Source organism: Streptomyces sp. NPDC051133 (assembly GCF_040682635.1).
Classification (GTDB): Bacteria; Actinomycetota; Actinomycetes; order Streptomycetales; family Streptomycetaceae; genus Streptomyces.
The window spans coordinates 279,194-295,555 of sequence record NZ_JBFBBK010000002.1; the positions used below are offsets into that span (position 1 = coordinate 279,194).

Consider the following 16,362-nt stretch of genomic DNA (forward strand, 5'->3'; position numbering starts at 1 on the left):
ATGTCAGCAGCCGCACTCGCCTGCCACGGGTGCGGTCAGCGGATCCGCGGCGCGCTCCCGGGGGCCCTCCCAGGTCTCGTACGCGAACCCCTCGCGCACCCAGTACTCGAAGCCGCCGAGCATCTCCTTGACCTGGTAACCGAGTTCGGCCAGGGCGAGGGCCGCGCGGGTGGCACCGTTGCAGCCGGGGCCCCAGCAGTACGTCACCACCGGCACGGACCGGTCGAGGAGGCGCTCGGCCTGCTCGGCGACGAGCGCGGTCGGCAGGTGGACCGCGCCGGGGACGTGACCCTGGTCCCAGGACTCGGTCGAGCGCGAGTCCACGACGGCGAAGCCGGGGTCGCCGCCGGCCGCGAGTGCGGCGGCCACGTCGGAGACGTCGGCGTGGAAGGCCAGGCTCGCCCGGAAGTGGGCGGCGGCTTCGGCGGGCGCGGCGGGGGCGACGCGCAGGACGGGGTTCTCGGAGGTCCGCGTGATCATGACGGAGAATCTACGGTTCTGGGCGCACTGTCTGAAGTGGGAATCCACGGGCTTCCCCTTGCCCGTCCGGGGAATCCCCTGCTATCCCTCCGGGATGACCGTGTATTCCCCGGACGCCACCGACTGGCGCATTCTCGAGGTCCTCCAGCGGGACGGGCGGGCCAGCTACGCCGAGCTGGCGCGTGCCGTCTCCATGTCGCCCAGTGCCGTGACCGAACGGGTACGGCGGCTGGAGGAGGCCGGTGTGATCCAGGGGTACGCGGCGGTCGTCGACCCCGAGCGGCTCGGCCTGCCGATCCTCGCGTTCGTGCGGCTGCGCTACCCGAACGGCAACTACAAGCCGTTCCACGACCTGGTGGCCGCGACGCCCGAGATCCTGGAGGCGCACCATGTGACGGGCGACGACTGCTTCGTCATCAAGGTGACCGCGCGGTCCATGGCCCACCTGGAGGAGATCTCCGGGAAGATCGGCGCGCTGGGCTCGGTGACGACCAGCGTCGTGTACTCCTCGCCGCTCCCCCGGCGACCGCTCGGACACTGAGCCGCGGCCCACCTCATGCGGGGTCAGACGCCCCGCTGGCGCAGCGCCGATCCCGATCTTCCCTTCTCCACCTCCAGCCGGGCATGGATCCGGCGGCGCAGGTCGGCGACATGGCTGACGATGCCGACGCTGCGGTCGCGTTCGCGCAGGGAGTCGAGGACGTCCAGGACCTCGTCGAGGGTCTGGTCGTCGAGACTGCCGAAGCCCTCGTCGATGAAGAGGGTGTCGAGCCGCACCCCGCCGGCCTCGTCGGTGACGACGTCGGCGAGGCCCAGGGCGAGGGCGAGGGAGGCGAAGAAGGTCTCGCCGCCGGACAGGGTGGCGGTGTCGCGTGCACGGCCGGTCCAGGCGTCGACCACGTGCAGCCCGAGCCCGCTGCGTCCGCGTCCGGAGCGGTCGTCGGAGTGGACCAGGGTGTACCGGCCCGACGACATCCGCCGCAGGCGGACGGTCGCGGCGGCGGCGACCTGCTCCAGGCGGGCCGCGAGCACGTACGACTCCAGGCGCATCTTGCGTTCGTTGTCGGCGGAGGTGCCCGCGGTGAGGGTGGCGAGCCGGGCGACGCGGTCGTGCTCCTCGCGCAGCGGCGCGAGTCGCCGGACGGCCTCGGTGGCCCGCGCGGAGAGGCGGTCCAGCTCGGCGCGGCAGCGATCGGCGGCGTCGCGCGCGGAGGCGGCTTCGCGCAGCCGGCGGTCCGCCGTCTCCGCCGTGCGCTCGGCGGTGGCCGGGTCGGCGGGCGGCCGCTGGGCGGCCTCGGCGGCGTCGGCCTCGGCCAGCATCGCGCGTACGGCGGACTCCTCCGACTGCCAGGCGTCCAGGCGGTGTTGCAGCTCGCGGTGGGCGGCGGCGTCCAGCAGGGCGGCGGCCGCGGCCTGCGGGGTGTCGAAACCGGCGCGGTAGGCGGCGTCGGCGAGACGGGCGTCGGCGTCCTTCAGACGCTGTGCGGCGGCGTCGGCGGCGCGCGCGGCGTCGGCGGCGTCGGTGAGCAGCGCCACCTGCCGCTCCAGCTGCGCGGCCCGCGCGGCCACGCTGCCGGCGTCCCCGCGCGCCTCTGTCAACTCGGCTTCCAGCAGCGCCTGTTCGCGCTCCAGGGTCTCGCGGCGGGTGAGCCGGGACGCGGTCCGTACGGCGGCCTGCTGGCGGGCGGCGAGCCGCTGCTCGCGCTCCTGCTCGGCACGCCGCAGCTCCTCATGGGCGGCGTGCAGCGCGGAGGCCTCGCGGCGGGCGCGCGTGTACTCCTGCTCCAGCCGGTCGGCCTCGGCGGTGAGGCGGGCGGTGGGGGTGTCGCCCGCCTCGGCGGTGGCGGCGGCCAGAGCCTCGCGGACGGTGCCGAGACGCCGCTCGTCCTCGGCGTGCTGCCGGTCGGCCTGCTGGGAGAGCCGGTGGGCCTGTTCCTCGGCCTCGCGGTCGACGTGTCCGGCGACCTTGCGGGCGGGTGCGGGGTGTTCGGTGGCGCCGCAGACCGCACAGGGCTCGCCGTCGGTGAGGTGGGCGGCCAGCTCGGCGGCGATGCCGTTCAGCCGCTGTTCCTTGAGGTCGAGCCAGTGGGCGCGGGCGTCGAGGGCGCGCTGTTCGGAGGCACGGGTGCGCTGCCGCGCCTCGTCCAGGTCGGCGGCGAGCGCGTCCCGGGTACGGGCGGCGCCGAGCCGCCGGTGCATCGGGTCCCGCTGGACGGCGAGCTGTTCGGCGCGGGTCGCGGCCTCCTGGGCGGAGTCGACGCGGGTCTGCAGCGCCGCGCGGGTGGTGTCCCAGCCGTCGAGCCAGGCGTCGGCCTCGCGCAGCACGTCCTCGTCTGCGCGCTCCTGCCGGTCCAGCCCTGCCCGCTCCTCGTCGAGGGCGGCGAGCCGCTGCTCGGCGCGCCGGGCGGAGTCCAGGCCGCCCAGTTCCTCGGCGGCCCGGCGGGCGGCGGAGGCGAGTCCGGTGGCGTCGGCGTCGGCGTGGGCGGCGGGGAGCGTCGCGCGGGCGTGCGCCTCGGCGCGGGCGGCCCTGCAGTGTTCCTCCTCTGCGTCCTCGCGCAGTTCCAACGCGGGGGCGACGGCCTCCGCCTTCCGGGACCGCTCCATGCGCTGCTGGGCCTCGCGGTACGCGCCGGCCCGCTCCTGCAGGCGTTCGGCGCGCTGCCGCGCCTGAGCGAACCTGCCCTGCAGTCGCGCCAGTTCACGCGCGTCCTCCAGGGCGCGCCGGGCGGCCGTGCGGGCGGACTCGGCGGCGGCCAGGCGGCAGTGGGCGACGGTGAGGCGCTCGCGGACGGTGCTGCGGGCGACGGCGGCGGCGCCGAGGACGGCCTCGGCCAGGCCCGGGTCACCGGGGGCCAGCTCGGGCAGCTCCATGGCGGCGCCGGCCTCCTGCTGCATGCGGTGGGCGTCGGCGAGCAGCGCCGCGTCCCCCTCGCGCACGCGTGCCTCGGTGCCGCGCCTGCGCTCGGCGAGCCGCTTCTCGACGTCGGCGAAGCGCTGGGTGTCGAAGAGGCGGCCCAGCAGCCGGCCGCGGGCCTCGGCGTCGGCGCGCAGGAAGCGGGCGAAGTCTCCCTGGGGCAGCAGCACGACCTGGCAGAACTGCTCACGGCTCATGCCGAGCAGCTGGGTGATCTCCTCGCCGACCTCCTGGTGGGAGCGGCTGCGGTCCTTCCAGGAGCCGGCCGCGCTGTCGTACTCGCGCAGCCAGGTCTGGGCCTTGTCGACCGTCGTGCCCTTGCCGCGCAGCTTGGGCCGCTCCCACGGCGGCTGCCGGGTGATCTCCAGCCGCCGTCCGGCGACGGTGAGGTCGAGACGGACCTCGGTGCGGGTGCGGGGCTCGGCGTGGTCGCTGCGCAGGGTCATGCCCTGACCGCTCTGGCGGGCGCCGGGGACCGCGCCGTAGAGGGCGTAGCAGACGGCGTCCAGGACGGAGGTCTTGCCGGCGCCGGTGGGGCCGTGCAGCAGGAACAGCCCGGCGGTGGACAGGGCGTCGAAGTCGACGCTCTGCGAGCCGCCGAACGGCCCGAAGGCGGTGATGTCGAGCCGGTGGAGCCTCATCGCGCCACCTCCCGTACGGCGGCGTCGGCGCGGACGGCGTCGAAGGCCTCGCGGAGCACGGCCGCCTCCTGCTCGTCGGGGCCGGCGCCGCGCACGTGGGCGACGAAGTCCTGCGCGATCTGCCGGTCGCTGCGGCCCGCGAGGCGCCGGGCGTAGGACACCTGGGGGTCGTCCGGGGCCCGCTCGGGGGCGAAGACCAGGCTGAGGGTGTGCGGGAAGCGCTCGGCGAGCCGGGCCATCGGGTCGGCGGGGCGGACCGCGTCGGTGAGGGTGGCCTCGACCCAGGCGTCCTCGTGGCGCGTCAGCTCCGGGTCGGCGAGGAGGCCGTCCAGGGTGCCGCGCAGGCGGGCCAGCGGACGCGGCACCGGGCAGTCGAGGCGCTCGGCGGTGACCGTGCCGCCGGCATCGAGGTCGACCAGCCACATGCTCTTGCGGTGGCCGGCCTCGGAGAAGGAGTAGGCGAGCGGGGAGCCGGAGTAGCGCACGCGCTCGGTGAGGGTCTGGCAGCCGTGCAGGTGCCCGAGCGCCACGTAGTCGACGCCGTCGAAGATCCCGGCCGGTACGGCGGCGACCCCGCCGACGGTGATGTCCCGCTCGCTGTCGCTGGCCTCGCCTCCGGTGACGAAGGCGTGGGCGAGGACGACGGAACGGGTGCCCGGCGCGCGCGTGGCGAGGTCGGCGCGGACGCGGTCCATGGCGGCGCCCAGCACGGCCTCGTGACCGGCCCTGTCCACCGCGAACTCGTCCTTCACCAGGGCCGGTTCGAGGTATGGCAGGCCGTAGAAGGCGACATCGCCGTGGGCGTCCGCCAGCACGACCGGGGTCCCGACCGCGGAGGGCTCCGTGCGCAGGTGTATGCCCGCGCGGTCGATGAGTCCGGCGCCGACGCCGAGGCGGCGGGCCGAGTCGTGGTTGCCGGAGATCATCACCGTGGGCACGCCGAGGTCCGCGAGGCGGTGCAGGGCGTCGTCGAAGAGCTCCACCGCGGCGAGCGGGGGCACCGCGCGGTCGTACACGTCACCGGACACGACCACCGCGTCCACCGCGTGCTCGCGCACGGTGGTGACGAGGTGACCGATGAACCCGGCCTGGGCCCCGAGCATGTTCACCCGGTGGAAGGCCCGGCCGAGGTGCCAGTCGGACGTGTGCAGGAGTCTCATGATCCCCGAGACTAACGGCCGGGTCTGACATCACGGGCGGTTACTCCCGTATCAGCCCGTCATGACCGGTGGACCGCACGCCCGTTATGCCTGATTCAGGGCGAATGTCACGCATCTCCGTAGGCTTCGCCGCCCAGTTCGAAGCCCGCCGTGCCCGCCGTCACATCGGCGAGCCAGGCGCGGAAGGCGTCCACGTCCGCGTCCGGCAGAGCGATCTCGAGGGTGACGGCCTCGCCGTAGCGCACGTCCCGCACCTCACGCCCGGTGGACCGCAGGTCGTTCTGGACCTTGCCCGCGCGCTGGTGGTCGACGGTCACCGTGGCCAGCCGGAACCGGCGCCGGGTGAGCGTGCCGAGCGTGTCCAGCGCCTCGCCGACGGCACCGCCGTAGGCGCGGATGAGCCCCCCGGCCCCCAGCTTGACCCCGCCGTAGTAGCGCGTGACGACGGCGACGACGTACCGCATGTCACGGCGCAGCAGCATCTGGAGCATCGGGACGCCGGCGGTGCCGCCCGGTTCGCCGTCGTCGCTCGCCTTCTGCACCGAGGCGTCGGCGCCGATGACGTACGCCCAGCAGTTGTGGGTGGCGTCGGCGTGCTCCTTGCGGACGGCGGCGACGAAGTCCTGCGCCTCCTGCTCGGTGGCCGCCGGGGCGAGGGCGCACAGGAAGCGGGAGCGGTTGATCTCGGTCTCGTGCACGCCCGCGCGGGCGACTGTGCGGTACTCGTCCTGCATCCCGCCACCCTATGCGCTGGGCGGTGACGCCCTTCACGCGCGCGTGGACGCCGCTTCCCCCCTCACTTCTTCCGCCCGCGCGGCACCGTGAACGACGTCAGCAGCGCCACGCCCGGGGCGAGGGCCGGCCAGCCGGTGCCGCGCCAGGTGAGGACGGCGAGGGCGGACGTCGGGAACTTGGTGCGCACCCGGTCCAGCGTGTCGTCCAGGCCGTCCCCGGCCAGCTCCAGGACCAGCTCCTCCAGCCCCGGGTTGTGCCCGACCAGCAGCAGCGTCTCGACCTCGGGCGGCGTCTCGCGCACGACCTCCAGCAGGGCCGGCACGCCGGCCGCGTACAGCCGGTGGTCGTAGCGCACCGAGGGCGGGGTGCCCCACTCGGCGGAGGCCAGCTGCCAGGTCTGGCGGGCGCGCACGGCGGTGGAGCACAGGGCGAGGTCGGGCAGGGAGTCGGCCTCGGCGAGGGCGCGTCCGGCGGCGGGTGCGTCCTTGAGGCCGCGCGGTGCGAGGGGTCTGCGGTGGTCCTCGACCCCCTCCGGCCAGGCGGATTTGGCGTGCCGCAGCACCACCAGACGGCGCAGCGGGCCGGCGCCCGCCCGCGCGATCACCCGAGGGTCCCGAGGTCGCGGGCGAGGTCCAGGGCGAGCAGCCGGTCGGCGTAGGCGTACGTCTCGAAGCGGGCGCCGTCGGGCAGGTCCGGGGCGCGCTCCACGGCCCGCAGCACCTCCAGCACCGCGGGCAGGTCGAGATCGTCCTCCCAGGCGGCCCGCAGCCGCCCCCGCACCTCCTCGGGCACCGGCCGCGAGGGCTGCCGGGCCCATCCGGCCACGGCCCGCCGCCAGTGGGCGAGCTGCCGGGCGGCTTCGCCGAGGACCGCGCCGTCCAGCCGCACGGCCTCGCTCCGGGGCACCGAGAGCAGGGCCAGCCGGAGGGCGGCGGGGTCGGAGAGGAGACCGGAGAGCGGCGGTCGGGCGCTCGGCGCGCCTTCGCGCGCGGGGGCCGCGGAAACCCCGGCGGAGCTCACGTCGCGGGCCGGGGCGTCGTCGCCGTCACGCGCGTCCCCGGCCGGCTCCGCGTCGGGCCTCGCCCTCTCGGCCCCTTCCGTCCCCTCGGCCCCCTCGGCCCCCTCTTCTCGTGCCCGTGTCTCCTCCCACACCACTGGCGCCACGTACACGACCGGTCCCCCACCGGGCACGGCTCCGCCGCGCTCGCGATCCGCGCCGGCGCCGTTCGCGCGCGGCCGCGCCACGACATGGATGGCTTGAGCCTCCCCCAGCCCCGACGCGAGGCCCCGGGCGTCCTCGAAGGGGCGGATCGACAGGGTCGTGGCGGCCGTGTGCAGCTCGGGCCGGTCGCAGGGTGCGGACAGGGTCGTCCAGACCGGGGTGCCGGCCATTTCCAGGGCGCGGACCAGGAGATCCGCGGTGAGCAGCACCCGCAGGGCCGTCGGGTCGAGGCCGGAGGCGTACGCCTCGATGCGGGTCAGACCGCGGCGGGCGGGCGCGGCGGCGGCGGGCTCACCGGTTCGGGCGTCGAGGATGCGCAGCACGGGGCGAGCGTAGGCGGGCGGACGGCCGTACGCAGGCACCTTGCGCCGATTCCGGACAGGGTGGCGGGGTACGGGGCGGGAATCCGCACCCATCGGGGTGGCGTTGCCCCGACGAACAGCTCCCCAAGCCCCAGGAGGCAGCCGTGTACGGCGACGAAGCGACGATCCGCAGGATTCTGACCGAGACGGGTGACACCTGGGCGGTGGTCGGCCTGTCCGCCAACCAGGGGCGGGCCGCGTACGGCGTGGCGCGCGTGCTGCAGCGGTTCGGCAAGCGGATCGTGCCCGTGCACCCGAAGGCGGAGCCGGTCCACGGCGAGCAGGGCTACGCCTCCCTCGCGGACATCCCCTTCGACGTGGACGTGGTCGACGTCTTCGTCAACAGCGAGCTGGCCGGAGCGGTGGCGGACGAGGCGGTGGCGAAGGGCGCACGGGCCGTGTGGTTCCAGCTCGGCGTCGTGGACCGGGCCGCCTTCACGCGGACCCGGGAGGCGGGCCTGGACATGGTCATGGATCGTTGCCCGGCCATCGAAATTCCCCTGCTGAACTAGCGAATCTCTCCTTCTACTCACAATTGCCCGCTGAATATTGACATTCGGTTGTGGGTCTGACCTGTGACAAGACGGTGACTGAGGGTGCGCCCAAGACAGCTAAGATCCCGGGTCAAAATTTGGTTAACACTCTTTTGCTGAGTCGGAAAGCGTCCCTAGCCTGTGGCCTCCTTGCTCGTTAAGACTGCGTATAGATCTGAGAGGCCACTTCACATGGCGAAAGTCGACCAGGCTCCACCGGTAGCCACAAGCGACACCGGGGGTCTGCGCCGCGACGTCGGACTGATCGGTCTGATGTGGGCCTCCGTGGGCTCCATCATCGGCTCCGGCTGGCTCTTCGGTGCCGAGAAGGCGGTCGTGGCGGCCGGCCCCGCAGCGATCATCTCGTGGGTGATCGGTGCGGTGGCCATCGTGCTGCTCGCCCTGGTGCACGCCGAACTCGGCGGTATGTTCCCGGTGGCGGGCGGTACCGCGCGCTACCCGCACTACGCCTTCGGCGGCCTGGCCGGCATGTCCTTCGGCTGGTTCTCCTGGCTGCAGGCGGCGACGGTGGCCCCGATCGAGGTCGAGGCCATGATCGGCTACGCCAAGCACTGGCACTTCGCCGACGGCCTGCAGAACACCAACGGCACGCTCACCACCAGCGGCATCATCGTCGCCGTGCTCCTGATGGCCGTGTTCGTCGCGGTCAACTTCCTCGGTGTCCGCATCCTCGCGCACACCAACAGCGCCGCCACCTGGTGGAAGATCGCCGTCCCGCTCGCGGCGATCTTCATCATCGCGATCGGCAACTTCCACCCGGGCAACTTCACCTCCGAGGGCTTCGCGCCGTTCGGCGCCAAGGGTGTCCTCACCGCGATCAGCTCCAGCGGCATCATCTTCGCGCTGCTCGGCTTCGAGCAGGCGATCCAGCTGGCCGGCGAGAGCCGCAACCCGAAGCGTGACCTGCCGCGCGCCACGCTCGGCTCCGTCGCCATCGGCGCCGTGATCTACCTGCTGCTGCAGATCGTGTTCATCGGCGCCCTGCCGCACGCCTCCTTCGCGAAGGGCTGGGCGAACCTGGCCTACGCCGGCATCAGCGGCCCCTGGGCGGGTCTCGCCTCGCTGGTCGGCCTGGGCTGGCTGGCCTGGGTGCTCTACGCCGACGCGATCATCTCCCCCGGCGGCACCGGCCTGATCTACACCACCGCCACCTCCCGCATCTCCTACGGCCTGGCCAAGAACGGCTACGCGCCGAAGGTCTTCGCCAAGACGGACGCGCGCGGTGTGCCGTGGTTCGGTCTCGCGATCTCGTTCGTGACCGGCATCGTCTGCTTCCTGCCGTTCCCGAGCTGGCAGACGCTGGTCAGCTTCATCACCTCGGCGAGCGTGCTGATGTACGCGGGTGCCCCGCTGGCCTACGGCGTCTTCGCCGACCGGCTGCCGGACCACGAGCGTCCGTGGAAGCTGCCCTTCGGCAAGGTCATCTCCCCGCTGTCCTTCGTGGTCGCCAACCTGATCATCTTCTGGTCCGGCTGGGACACCCTGTGGCGCCTGGGCTTCGCGATCCTGATCGGCTACGTGCTCCTCGGCTCCTACGCCTGGTACGCGATCCGCAAGAACCTGCCCAACGCGCCGCGCCTGGACTTCAAGGCCGCCCAGTGGCTGCTCCCGTACCTGGCGGGCATCGGCGTGATGTCCTACCTGAGCACCTTCGGCGGTACCGGTGACCTGCCCCTGTGGTGGGACATCTTGGTCGTCGCGGTGTTCTCCCTCGGCATCTACTACTGGGCCAAGGCGGTCGCCTCGAAGCCCGAGCAGATCGAGCGCGACATCGAGGAGGTCGTGGTCACCGACGCTCCGGCGCACTGACCACCCCGCTCCCGTGACGGTGTCCCGTCGGCCGAACCCGGCTGACGGGACACCGTCATAATGCGGGGATGATCTTTCCTTCCCCCCACCCCGGCTCCGCGCCCGAGGAACGCCGTACGGTCGTCGTCGTGGGCGCCGGGCCCGCCGGGCTCACCGTCGGCAACATCCTGCGCGCCGCCTCCGTCGACTGCGTGGTCCTGGAGACCGAGAGCAGGCAGTTCATCGAGACCCGGCCGAGGGCCGGTGTCATCGAGGAATGGGCGGTGCGTGAACTCGGCCGGCGCGGACTGTCCGAACGGCTCCCGGAGCGCGCCGGGTCGCACAGCGCCTGCGAGTTCCGCTTCGACGGCGAGCGGCACCGCTTCCCCTACGCCGACCTGACCGGCAGCCACCACTACGTCTATCCGCAGCCGCTGCTGGTGACGGACCTGGTACGGGAGTACGCCGACGTGCGCGGCGGGGACATCCGCTTCGGCGTGCGCGACGTCACGCTGCACGACCTGGACTCCGGCCGGCCGGCGGTGTCGTACCGGTGCCCCGAGACGGGCGAACGGCGGCTGCTGCGCTGCGACTTCGTCGCGGGCTGCGACGGCGCGCGCGGGGTGACGCGGGACGCGATACCCGCGGAGCGGGCGCGGATCGCCCGGCAGGACGACGGCATCGGCTGGCTGGCGCTGCTCGCGGAGGTCCCGCCGTCGACGGACTGCGATGTTCGGCGTCCACCCGCGCGGTTTCGCCGGGGAGATGCCCCGCGGCCCCGAGGTGACCCGGTTCTACCTCCAGTGCCCGCCCGGCGACGATCCGGAGAACTGGCCGCACGACCGGGTCTGGACCGAGCTGCGCGAGCGGCTCGGCGCGGCCGGAGCGCCCCCGCTCACCGAGGGACGGCTGCTGGAGAAGCGCGTCCTGGACATGCACCACTACGTCGTCGAACCCCTGGCCCACGGGCGGCTGTTCCTGGCCGGGGACGCCGGTCACCTGGTCGCGCCCATCGCCGCGAAGGGCATGAACCTCGCCCTGCACGACGCCTTCCTCCTCGGCGACGCGCTCGCGGCGTACGTCACGCGGGGCGACGGCAGAGGCCTGGACGGCTACTCGCAGGCGTGTCTGCGCCGGGTGTGGGACTACCAGGAGTTCTCGCAGTGGCTGTCGGACATCTACCACGGCCTCGCGTCGGGCGACCCGTTCCACGCGGGCACCACGCTGGCCCGGGTGCGCCGGCTGTTCACCTCGCCCGCCGCCGCGGCGGCCTTCGCCGAGCAGTACCTGGGCACGGCCGCGGCGTTCTGATCAGCGGTCGTCGTCGGTGAGCCGGTGGTCGGCCGTCTTCAGCGCCTCGTCGACCAGCCGGCGCACATGCCCGTGCGGAAGCGAGTAGATCACCCGGCGGCCTTCCTTGCGGGTCCGCACCAGGCCCGCGAGCCGCAGCCGGGCCAGATGCTGGCTCACCGCGGGCCGGGCCGCGCCGCACGTCCCGGTGAGCGTCGTGACGTCGGCCTCCCCCGCCGTCAGGGCGTGTAGCAGGGTGAGCCGGGTGCGGTCGCCGAGCAGGGACAGCAGTTCGGCGGCGAGCGCGAATTGGCGCTCGCCGGGGCTGCGCGGGTGCGCATGATGCGCAGGTGATAGGTGCATGCGTGCGCTCATACGCACATAATGGCTCCGTGGGCGCCGCGCGTCCACTCCCGCACACCGGAAGGGGACCGACGTGAGCACCCCGCACCACGACCACGCACCCCACGGCCACGCACCCCACGGCCACGCGCCCGACGGCCAGGAGCCGCACGGCCATGACCACGGACCGCACGAGCACCACCACGGGTCCCACGGCCACAGCCACGACCATGGCCACGGGCACGGACACGGCCACGGGCACCGGCACGGGCACGGCCTCGGGGACGGGGACGGGCGTGGGGACGGGCGTGGGGACGGCCGCCCCCACGCCTCCCCCGGCCCGCGCCACCGCCTCGCCCATCTCCTCACTCCGCACTCCCACGAGACCGCCGACAAGCTGGACCCCGCACTGGAGTCGTCGGCGCGCGGGATGCGGGCGCTGTGGGTGTCGCTGGCCGCGCTCGGAGCGACCGCGCTGACGCAGGCCGGCGTGGTGGCCGTCTCCGGGTCGGTGGCACTGCTCGGGGACACGGTGCACAACGCCGCCGACGCGCTGACCGCCGTACCGCTCGGCATCGCCTTCGTGCTCGGGCGGCGGGCGGCGAACCGCCGGTTCACCTACGGCTACGGCCGGGCCGAGGATCTCGCGGGTCTGGTGATCGTGCTGACCATCGCCGCGTCGGCGGCCTTCGCCGCGTGGGCCGCCGTCGGGCGGCTGCTCGACCCGCGCCCGGTCGGCCACCTCCCGGTGGTCGCGGTGGCGGCGCTGGTGGGGTTCGCGGGGAACGAGTGGGTGGCGCGGTACCGGATCCGGGTCGGCCGGGAGATCGGCTCGGCGGCGCTGGTCGCCGACGGGCTGCACGCCCGCACCGACGGGTTCACCTCGCTGGCCGTGCTGGTGGGCGCCGGCGGGTCGGCCCTGGGCTGGCAACTCGCCGACCCGGTCGTCGGGTTGGCGATCACGGCCGCCATCGTCCTGGTGCTGCGCGACGCGGCGCGCGAGGTGTTCCGGCGGATGCTCGACGCCGTCGACCCGGCGCTGGTGGACCTGGCCGAGCGCGCGGTGCGGGCGGTGCCGGGGGTGCGGGCGGTGGGTGAGCTGCGGCTGCGCTGGATCGGGCACCGGCTGCGGGCCGAGCTGGCGGTGGTGGTGGACGGGGAGGCCACGGTGCGGCAGGCGCACGCGATCGCCGTCGAGGCCGAACACGCCCTGCTGCACGCCGTACCGAGGCTGACGGCGGCCCTCGTCCACGCCGACCCGGCGCCGGCCCCGGGCGAGGCGGACCCGCACCTGGCGCTGGCCCATCATCTGCCGGTGTAGAGGGCGGAATCGGCCGGCGCAAGTGCCGGAATCGGCCGGCGCAAGTGCCGGAATCGGCCGGCGCAAGTGCCGGAATCGCCCGGTGCACGTGGCGGATCCGAGGTCCTCCGGCACCACGGCGCCCGGCAGTTGCGCGAGCGCCTTGCCCGGTACCAGCAGCTTGCCGCGGCGGCGGCCGCTGCCGACCAGGACGTACGGCAGGTCGACGACGGCCGAGTCCACCAGCACGGGCCAGCCCGTGGGGAGTCCGAGCGGGGTGATGCCGCCGTACTCCATGCCGGTCTCGCCGGTCGCCGTCTCCATCGAGGCGAAGGACGCCTTCCGGGAGCCGAGCCGGCGGCGCACCACACCGTTGACGTCGACCCGGGTGGTGGAGAGCACCACGCAGGCGGCCGGCGTGGTCTCCCCGCCCCGCCTGCCCGCGACCACCACGCAGTTCGCCGACTTCTCCAGCAGGTCGCGGCCGTAGTACGGCATCGGCGACCGGGGCGGTCAGTTCGTGCAGGCAGTCCGGCGCGGGCGTCGCGGTGTCGAAGTCTCCGATGGGTGCGTGCATGACCGCACGCCAACAAGGGGCGCCCCGCCGCCGTACCCGCGGCTCACTGCACGGGCGGCACCGACACGGCCATCATCATCTCCATCGGGACCTCGCCCCGGTTGCCGTAGACATGCGGGAGGTGGGCCTCGAAGGAGGCGCTCGCGCCGGCCGGGACGAGGTACTCCTCGCCGTCCACGGTGAGGGTCAGCTCGCCCGCGGTGACGTGGACCAGTTCCACGGTGCCGGCGGGGTGCGGCTCGGATGGGCTGTTCTCGCCGGGCATCAGCCGCCAGTCCCAGATCTCCAGCGGGCCGGGCGCCTCCGTGCCGGCGAGCAGGCGGTTGTAGCTGCCCGCCTCGGTGTGCCACAGCCGTACGGCCCGCTCGGCGGGGACGATCCGCACCTTCGGGCCGCGCTCGTAGTCCAGCAGGGTGGTGACGCTGATCCCGAGAGCGTCGCCGATCTTGACGACCGTACCGATGCTCGGGTTGGTACGCGCCTGCTCGATCTGGATGAGCATCCCGCGGCTGACACCGGCCCGGGCGGCGAGCACGTCCAGGGTGAAGCCCCGCACGGAGCGCCAGTGCCTGACGTTGCGCGCCAGGGACTGGGTCAGGAGTTCGAGATCCGACACGTGCCGTCCAATATTCGGGATGATTCAATATTATGGATGACGTAGTTCAATGAGCTGAACTACGGTGAGATACACCCGCTTGTCCAACGAACTGTACTGCGAGGCATCGTGACCGCCTTCTTCGCCCTCACCACCAGTCTGCTGTGGGGACTGGCCGACTTCGGTGGCGGGCTGCTGACGCGACGGACGCCCGCGCTGACGGTCGTGGTCGTCTCGCAGGGCATCGCGGCGGTCGTACTGGGCGCGATCGTGGCCGGCACGGGCGGCTGGAGCGAGGCCGGGCCGCGGCTGTGGTTCGCGTTCGCCGCGGGCCTGGTCGGTCCGGTGGCGCTGCTCTCCTTCTACAAGGCGCTCGCGCTGGGCCCGATGGGGGTCGTCTCGCCGCTCGCCACGCTCAGCGTGGCCGTGCCCGTCGGCGTCGGTCTGGTCCTCGGCGAACGCCCGGGGCTGCTCCAGGTCGCCGGCATCGCGGTCGCCGTCAGCGGCATCGTGCTCGCGGGCGGTCCGCAGCTGCGGGGCGCGGCCGTGCAGCGCCGCACGATCCTGCTCACCCTGGTCGCCGCGCTCGGCTTCGGCACGGTGTTCGCGCTGATCACCGAGGCCTCCACCAATGTCACCGGCCTGTTCCTCGCGCTGTTCGTGCAGCGGCTGACCAACGTCGCGGTGGGCGGGGCCGCGCTCGCCGCCGCCCTCCGGCGGGGCGGGACCGCCCTGCCGGAGGGCGGCTTCCCCTGGGCCTCGCTGCCCGCGCTGGCCTTCGTCGGGCTGGCCGACGTGGCGGCCAACGGCACCTACGCGGTCGCCGCCCGGCTCGGCCCGGTCACCGTGGCCGCCGTCCTCGCCTCGCTGTACCCGGTGGTGACCGCGCTGGCCGCGCGTGGCTTCCTCAGCGAGCGGCTGCGCGCGATCCAGGCGGCGGGGGCGGGACTGGCCCTGGTGGGCACCCTGCTGCTGGCGACCGGCTGAGTCAGCCCTCGGTCTCGAGTTCCGCGAGCCGGGCGATCCCGTCGTCGTCCAGGTCGGCCAGCGCCCGCAGCTGCCCCGGTGTCATCCCCTCCGGGATCGGGACCGGGGCCGGGGTCCGCAGCGGCGGCTGCCAGCCGTCGTCGGGCGTCCAGCGCCGGACGACCCGGGCCGGCGCCCCGGCCACCACGGCGTGGTCGGGCACCGTGCCGCGGACCACCGCGCCGGCCGCCACGACCACGTTCCGGCCGATCCGCGCGCCCGGCAGGATCACCGCGCCGGTGCCGATCCAGCAGCCCGGGCCGATCTCGACCGGCTCCATCCGGGGCCACTGCTTGCCGATGGGCTGGTGCGGGTCGTCGTAGGAGTGGTTGGTGGAGGTGACGTAGACGTACGGCCCGAAGTAGCAGTCGCTGCCGATGGTGACCGTCGTGTCGGCGATGACATGGCTGCCCCGGCCGAGGACCACGCCGTCGCCGATGCGCAGGATCGGGTCCGGGCCGAGATCCAGGTCGGGCATCAGGCCCGCGGTGAGGGTGACCTGCTCGCCGACGATGCAGTAGGAGCCCAGGTGGATCCAGGGTTCGCCGAAGACCGTGCCGAGCGGGAAGGCGAGGCGGGTGGCCTCGCCGATCGACCCGAAGCGGAGCCCCGCCGGATGCTCGGCCGTCACGGAGCCGGTGCGCCGGGCCCACTCCCAGACCTTGTGGACGGCACGCTGGGCGAGGCTGCGACGCCAGGATGAGAACGTGTTCTTGCGCTTCGGCACGGGCTCACGTTACTCAGCGGTTGCCTTCGGCGAGAGGGCGGGCTGCTGTGATCTTTGCCCCACGCCGTGTCGTACCGTGCGGGTACGTACGGATGCGAGGAGACGGTGATGACGCAGCAGGCGCTGATCGTGGGTATCGGTGGCAGGGAGCCGCGGATCGATCCGGAGGCGTTCGTGGCGCCCACGGCCTCCGTGATCGGCGATGTCACGCTGGAGGCGGGGACGAGCGTCTGGTACGGCGCGGTGGTCCGCGGGGACGTCGAGAAGATCACCGTGGGTGCTCAGGCGAACGTGCAGGACAACGTGACGCTGCACGCGGACCCCGGGTTCCCCGTGCGCGTGGGCGAGCGGGTGTCCATCGGGCACAACGCCGTCGTGCACGGGGCGACCGTGGAGGACGACTGCCTGATCGGGATGGGGGCCACCGTGCTGAACGGGGCCGTGATCGGGGCCGGGTCGCTGGTCGCCGCGCAGGCTCTGGTACCGCAGGGGATGGTGGTGCCGCCGGGGTCGCTGGTGGCGGGGGTGCCGGCGAAGGTGCGGCGGGAGCTGAGTGAGGAGGAGAGGCAGGGGGTGACCCTCAACGGCACCCTGTACGCGGACCTGGCCAAGGCCCATCGCGAGGTGCACGAGTAGGCCCCTCGGCGCC

The 16,362-nt window shown here is 73.8% G+C and carries 15 protein-coding genes and 2 pseudogenes; 7 read left to right on the forward strand and 10 right to left on the reverse strand.

Going from position 1 to position 16,362, the window contains the following annotated elements; all coding sequences use genetic code 11:
- Positions 1-3: 3 nt before the first annotated feature.
- Positions 4-480 carry a rhodanese-like domain-containing protein gene (locus AB0N17_RS03855; RefSeq protein WP_366009478.1) on the reverse strand — a complete coding sequence of 159 codons (477 nt, stop codon included), beginning with the start codon at positions 478-480 and terminating at the stop codon, positions 4-6.
- Positions 481-574: 94 nt separating this feature from the next.
- Here AB0N17_RS03855 and AB0N17_RS03860 point away from each other — a divergent pair, with 94 nt between their 5' ends.
- The gene (locus tag AB0N17_RS03860) at positions 575-1,021 is read left to right on the forward strand and encodes an Lrp/AsnC family transcriptional regulator (RefSeq protein ID WP_366009479.1); all 447 of its coding nucleotides are present in this window, start codon (positions 575-577) and stop codon (positions 1,019-1,021) included.
- 23 nt (positions 1,022-1,044) lie between these two features.
- Here AB0N17_RS03860 and AB0N17_RS03865 read toward each other — a convergent pair whose 3' ends face one another.
- The 5 genes from AB0N17_RS03865 to AB0N17_RS03885 all read right to left on the reverse strand — a co-directional run bounded on the left by AB0N17_RS03865 (position 1,045) and on the right by AB0N17_RS03885 (position 7,475).
- Entirely contained in the window at positions 1,045-4,035 is a 2,991-nt protein-coding gene (locus tag AB0N17_RS03865) for an SMC family ATPase (RefSeq protein ID WP_366009480.1), read from the reverse strand.
- Complete coding sequence (locus tag AB0N17_RS03870) at positions 4,032-5,195, reverse strand: exonuclease SbcCD subunit D (RefSeq protein ID WP_366009481.1); 1,164 nt, start codon at positions 5,193-5,195, stop codon at positions 4,032-4,034. The genes AB0N17_RS03865 and AB0N17_RS03870 overlap by 4 nt, the downstream gene beginning before the upstream one ends.
- 107 nt (positions 5,196-5,302) lie before the next feature.
- A complete protein-coding gene (locus tag AB0N17_RS03875; RefSeq protein WP_366009482.1) occupies positions 5,303-5,929 on the reverse strand; it encodes a YigZ family protein in 627 nt (208 codons plus the stop codon).
- A gap of 62 nt (positions 5,930-5,991) precedes the next feature.
- Complete coding sequence (locus AB0N17_RS03880) at positions 5,992-6,534, reverse strand: histidine phosphatase family protein (RefSeq protein ID WP_366009483.1); 543 nt, start codon at positions 6,532-6,534, stop codon at positions 5,992-5,994.
- On the reverse strand, positions 6,531-7,475 hold the full coding sequence (locus AB0N17_RS03885) for a hypothetical protein (protein ID WP_366009484.1): 945 nt from the start codon (positions 7,473-7,475) through the stop codon (positions 6,531-6,533). Before AB0N17_RS03885 ends, AB0N17_RS03880 begins: the two co-directional genes overlap by 4 nt.
- Before the next feature lie 143 nt (positions 7,476-7,618).
- Between AB0N17_RS03885 and AB0N17_RS03890 the strand changes: the two genes are divergently transcribed.
- The 3 genes and pseudogenes from AB0N17_RS03890 (at position 7,619) to AB0N17_RS03900 (ending at position 11,167) form a co-directional block, all read left to right on the forward strand.
- Positions 7,619-8,026, forward strand: coding sequence for a CoA-binding protein (locus tag AB0N17_RS03890; protein ID WP_366009486.1), 408 nt, complete (start codon positions 7,619-7,621; stop codon positions 8,024-8,026).
- 213 nt (positions 8,027-8,239) lie between these two features.
- Positions 8,240-9,877, forward strand: a complete 1,638-nt coding sequence (locus tag AB0N17_RS03895; protein WP_366009487.1) for an APC family permease — start codon at positions 8,240-8,242, stop codon at positions 9,875-9,877.
- Positions 9,878-9,945: 68 nt separating this feature from the next.
- Positions 9,946-11,167: pseudogene (locus AB0N17_RS03900) on the forward strand (4-hydroxybenzoate 3-monooxygenase).
- Here AB0N17_RS03900 and AB0N17_RS03905 read toward each other — a convergent pair.
- Positions 11,168-11,509: a metalloregulator ArsR/SmtB family transcription factor gene (locus AB0N17_RS03905; protein ID WP_366009488.1), complete on the reverse strand. Its 342-nt coding sequence runs from the start codon at positions 11,507-11,509 to the stop codon at positions 11,168-11,170.
- A gap of 73 nt (positions 11,510-11,582) precedes the next feature.
- Between AB0N17_RS03905 and AB0N17_RS03910 the strand changes: the two genes are divergently transcribed.
- A complete protein-coding gene (locus AB0N17_RS03910) occupies positions 11,583-12,809 on the forward strand; it encodes a cation diffusion facilitator family transporter (protein WP_366009490.1) in 1,227 nt (408 codons plus the stop codon).
- 90 nt (positions 12,810-12,899) lie between these two features.
- On the opposite strand, the pseudogene AB0N17_RS03915 reads toward AB0N17_RS03910, so the two are convergent.
- Together AB0N17_RS03915 and AB0N17_RS03920 are read right to left on the reverse strand one after the other, a co-directional pair.
- Positions 12,900-13,365, reverse strand: a pseudogene (locus AB0N17_RS03915) (YbaK/EbsC family protein); the annotation flags it as partial.
- 43 nt (positions 13,366-13,408) lie between these two features.
- Positions 13,409-13,981 carry an XRE family transcriptional regulator gene (locus tag AB0N17_RS03920; protein WP_366009491.1) on the reverse strand — a complete coding sequence of 191 codons (573 nt, stop codon included), beginning with the start codon at positions 13,979-13,981 and terminating at the stop codon, positions 13,409-13,411.
- A gap of 108 nt (positions 13,982-14,089) precedes the next feature.
- Here AB0N17_RS03920 and AB0N17_RS03925 point away from each other — a divergent pair, with 108 nt between their 5' ends.
- Complete coding sequence (locus AB0N17_RS03925; protein WP_366009492.1) at positions 14,090-14,947, forward strand: DMT family transporter; 858 nt, start codon at positions 14,090-14,092, stop codon at positions 14,945-14,947.
- Between the two features lies 1 nt (position 14,948).
- Here the strand turns inward: AB0N17_RS03925 and AB0N17_RS03930 are convergent, their stop codons facing one another.
- A complete protein-coding gene (locus AB0N17_RS03930; protein WP_366009493.1) occupies positions 14,949-15,713 on the reverse strand; it encodes an acyltransferase in 765 nt (254 codons plus the stop codon).
- A 108-nt stretch (positions 15,714-15,821) separates the two neighbouring features.
- Here AB0N17_RS03930 and AB0N17_RS03935 point away from each other — a divergent pair, with 108 nt between their 5' ends.
- On the forward strand, positions 15,822-16,349 hold the full coding sequence (locus AB0N17_RS03935) for a gamma carbonic anhydrase family protein (protein WP_366009494.1): 528 nt from the start codon (positions 15,822-15,824) through the stop codon (positions 16,347-16,349).
- The last annotated feature ends 13 nt before the right edge of the window (positions 16,350-16,362 follow it).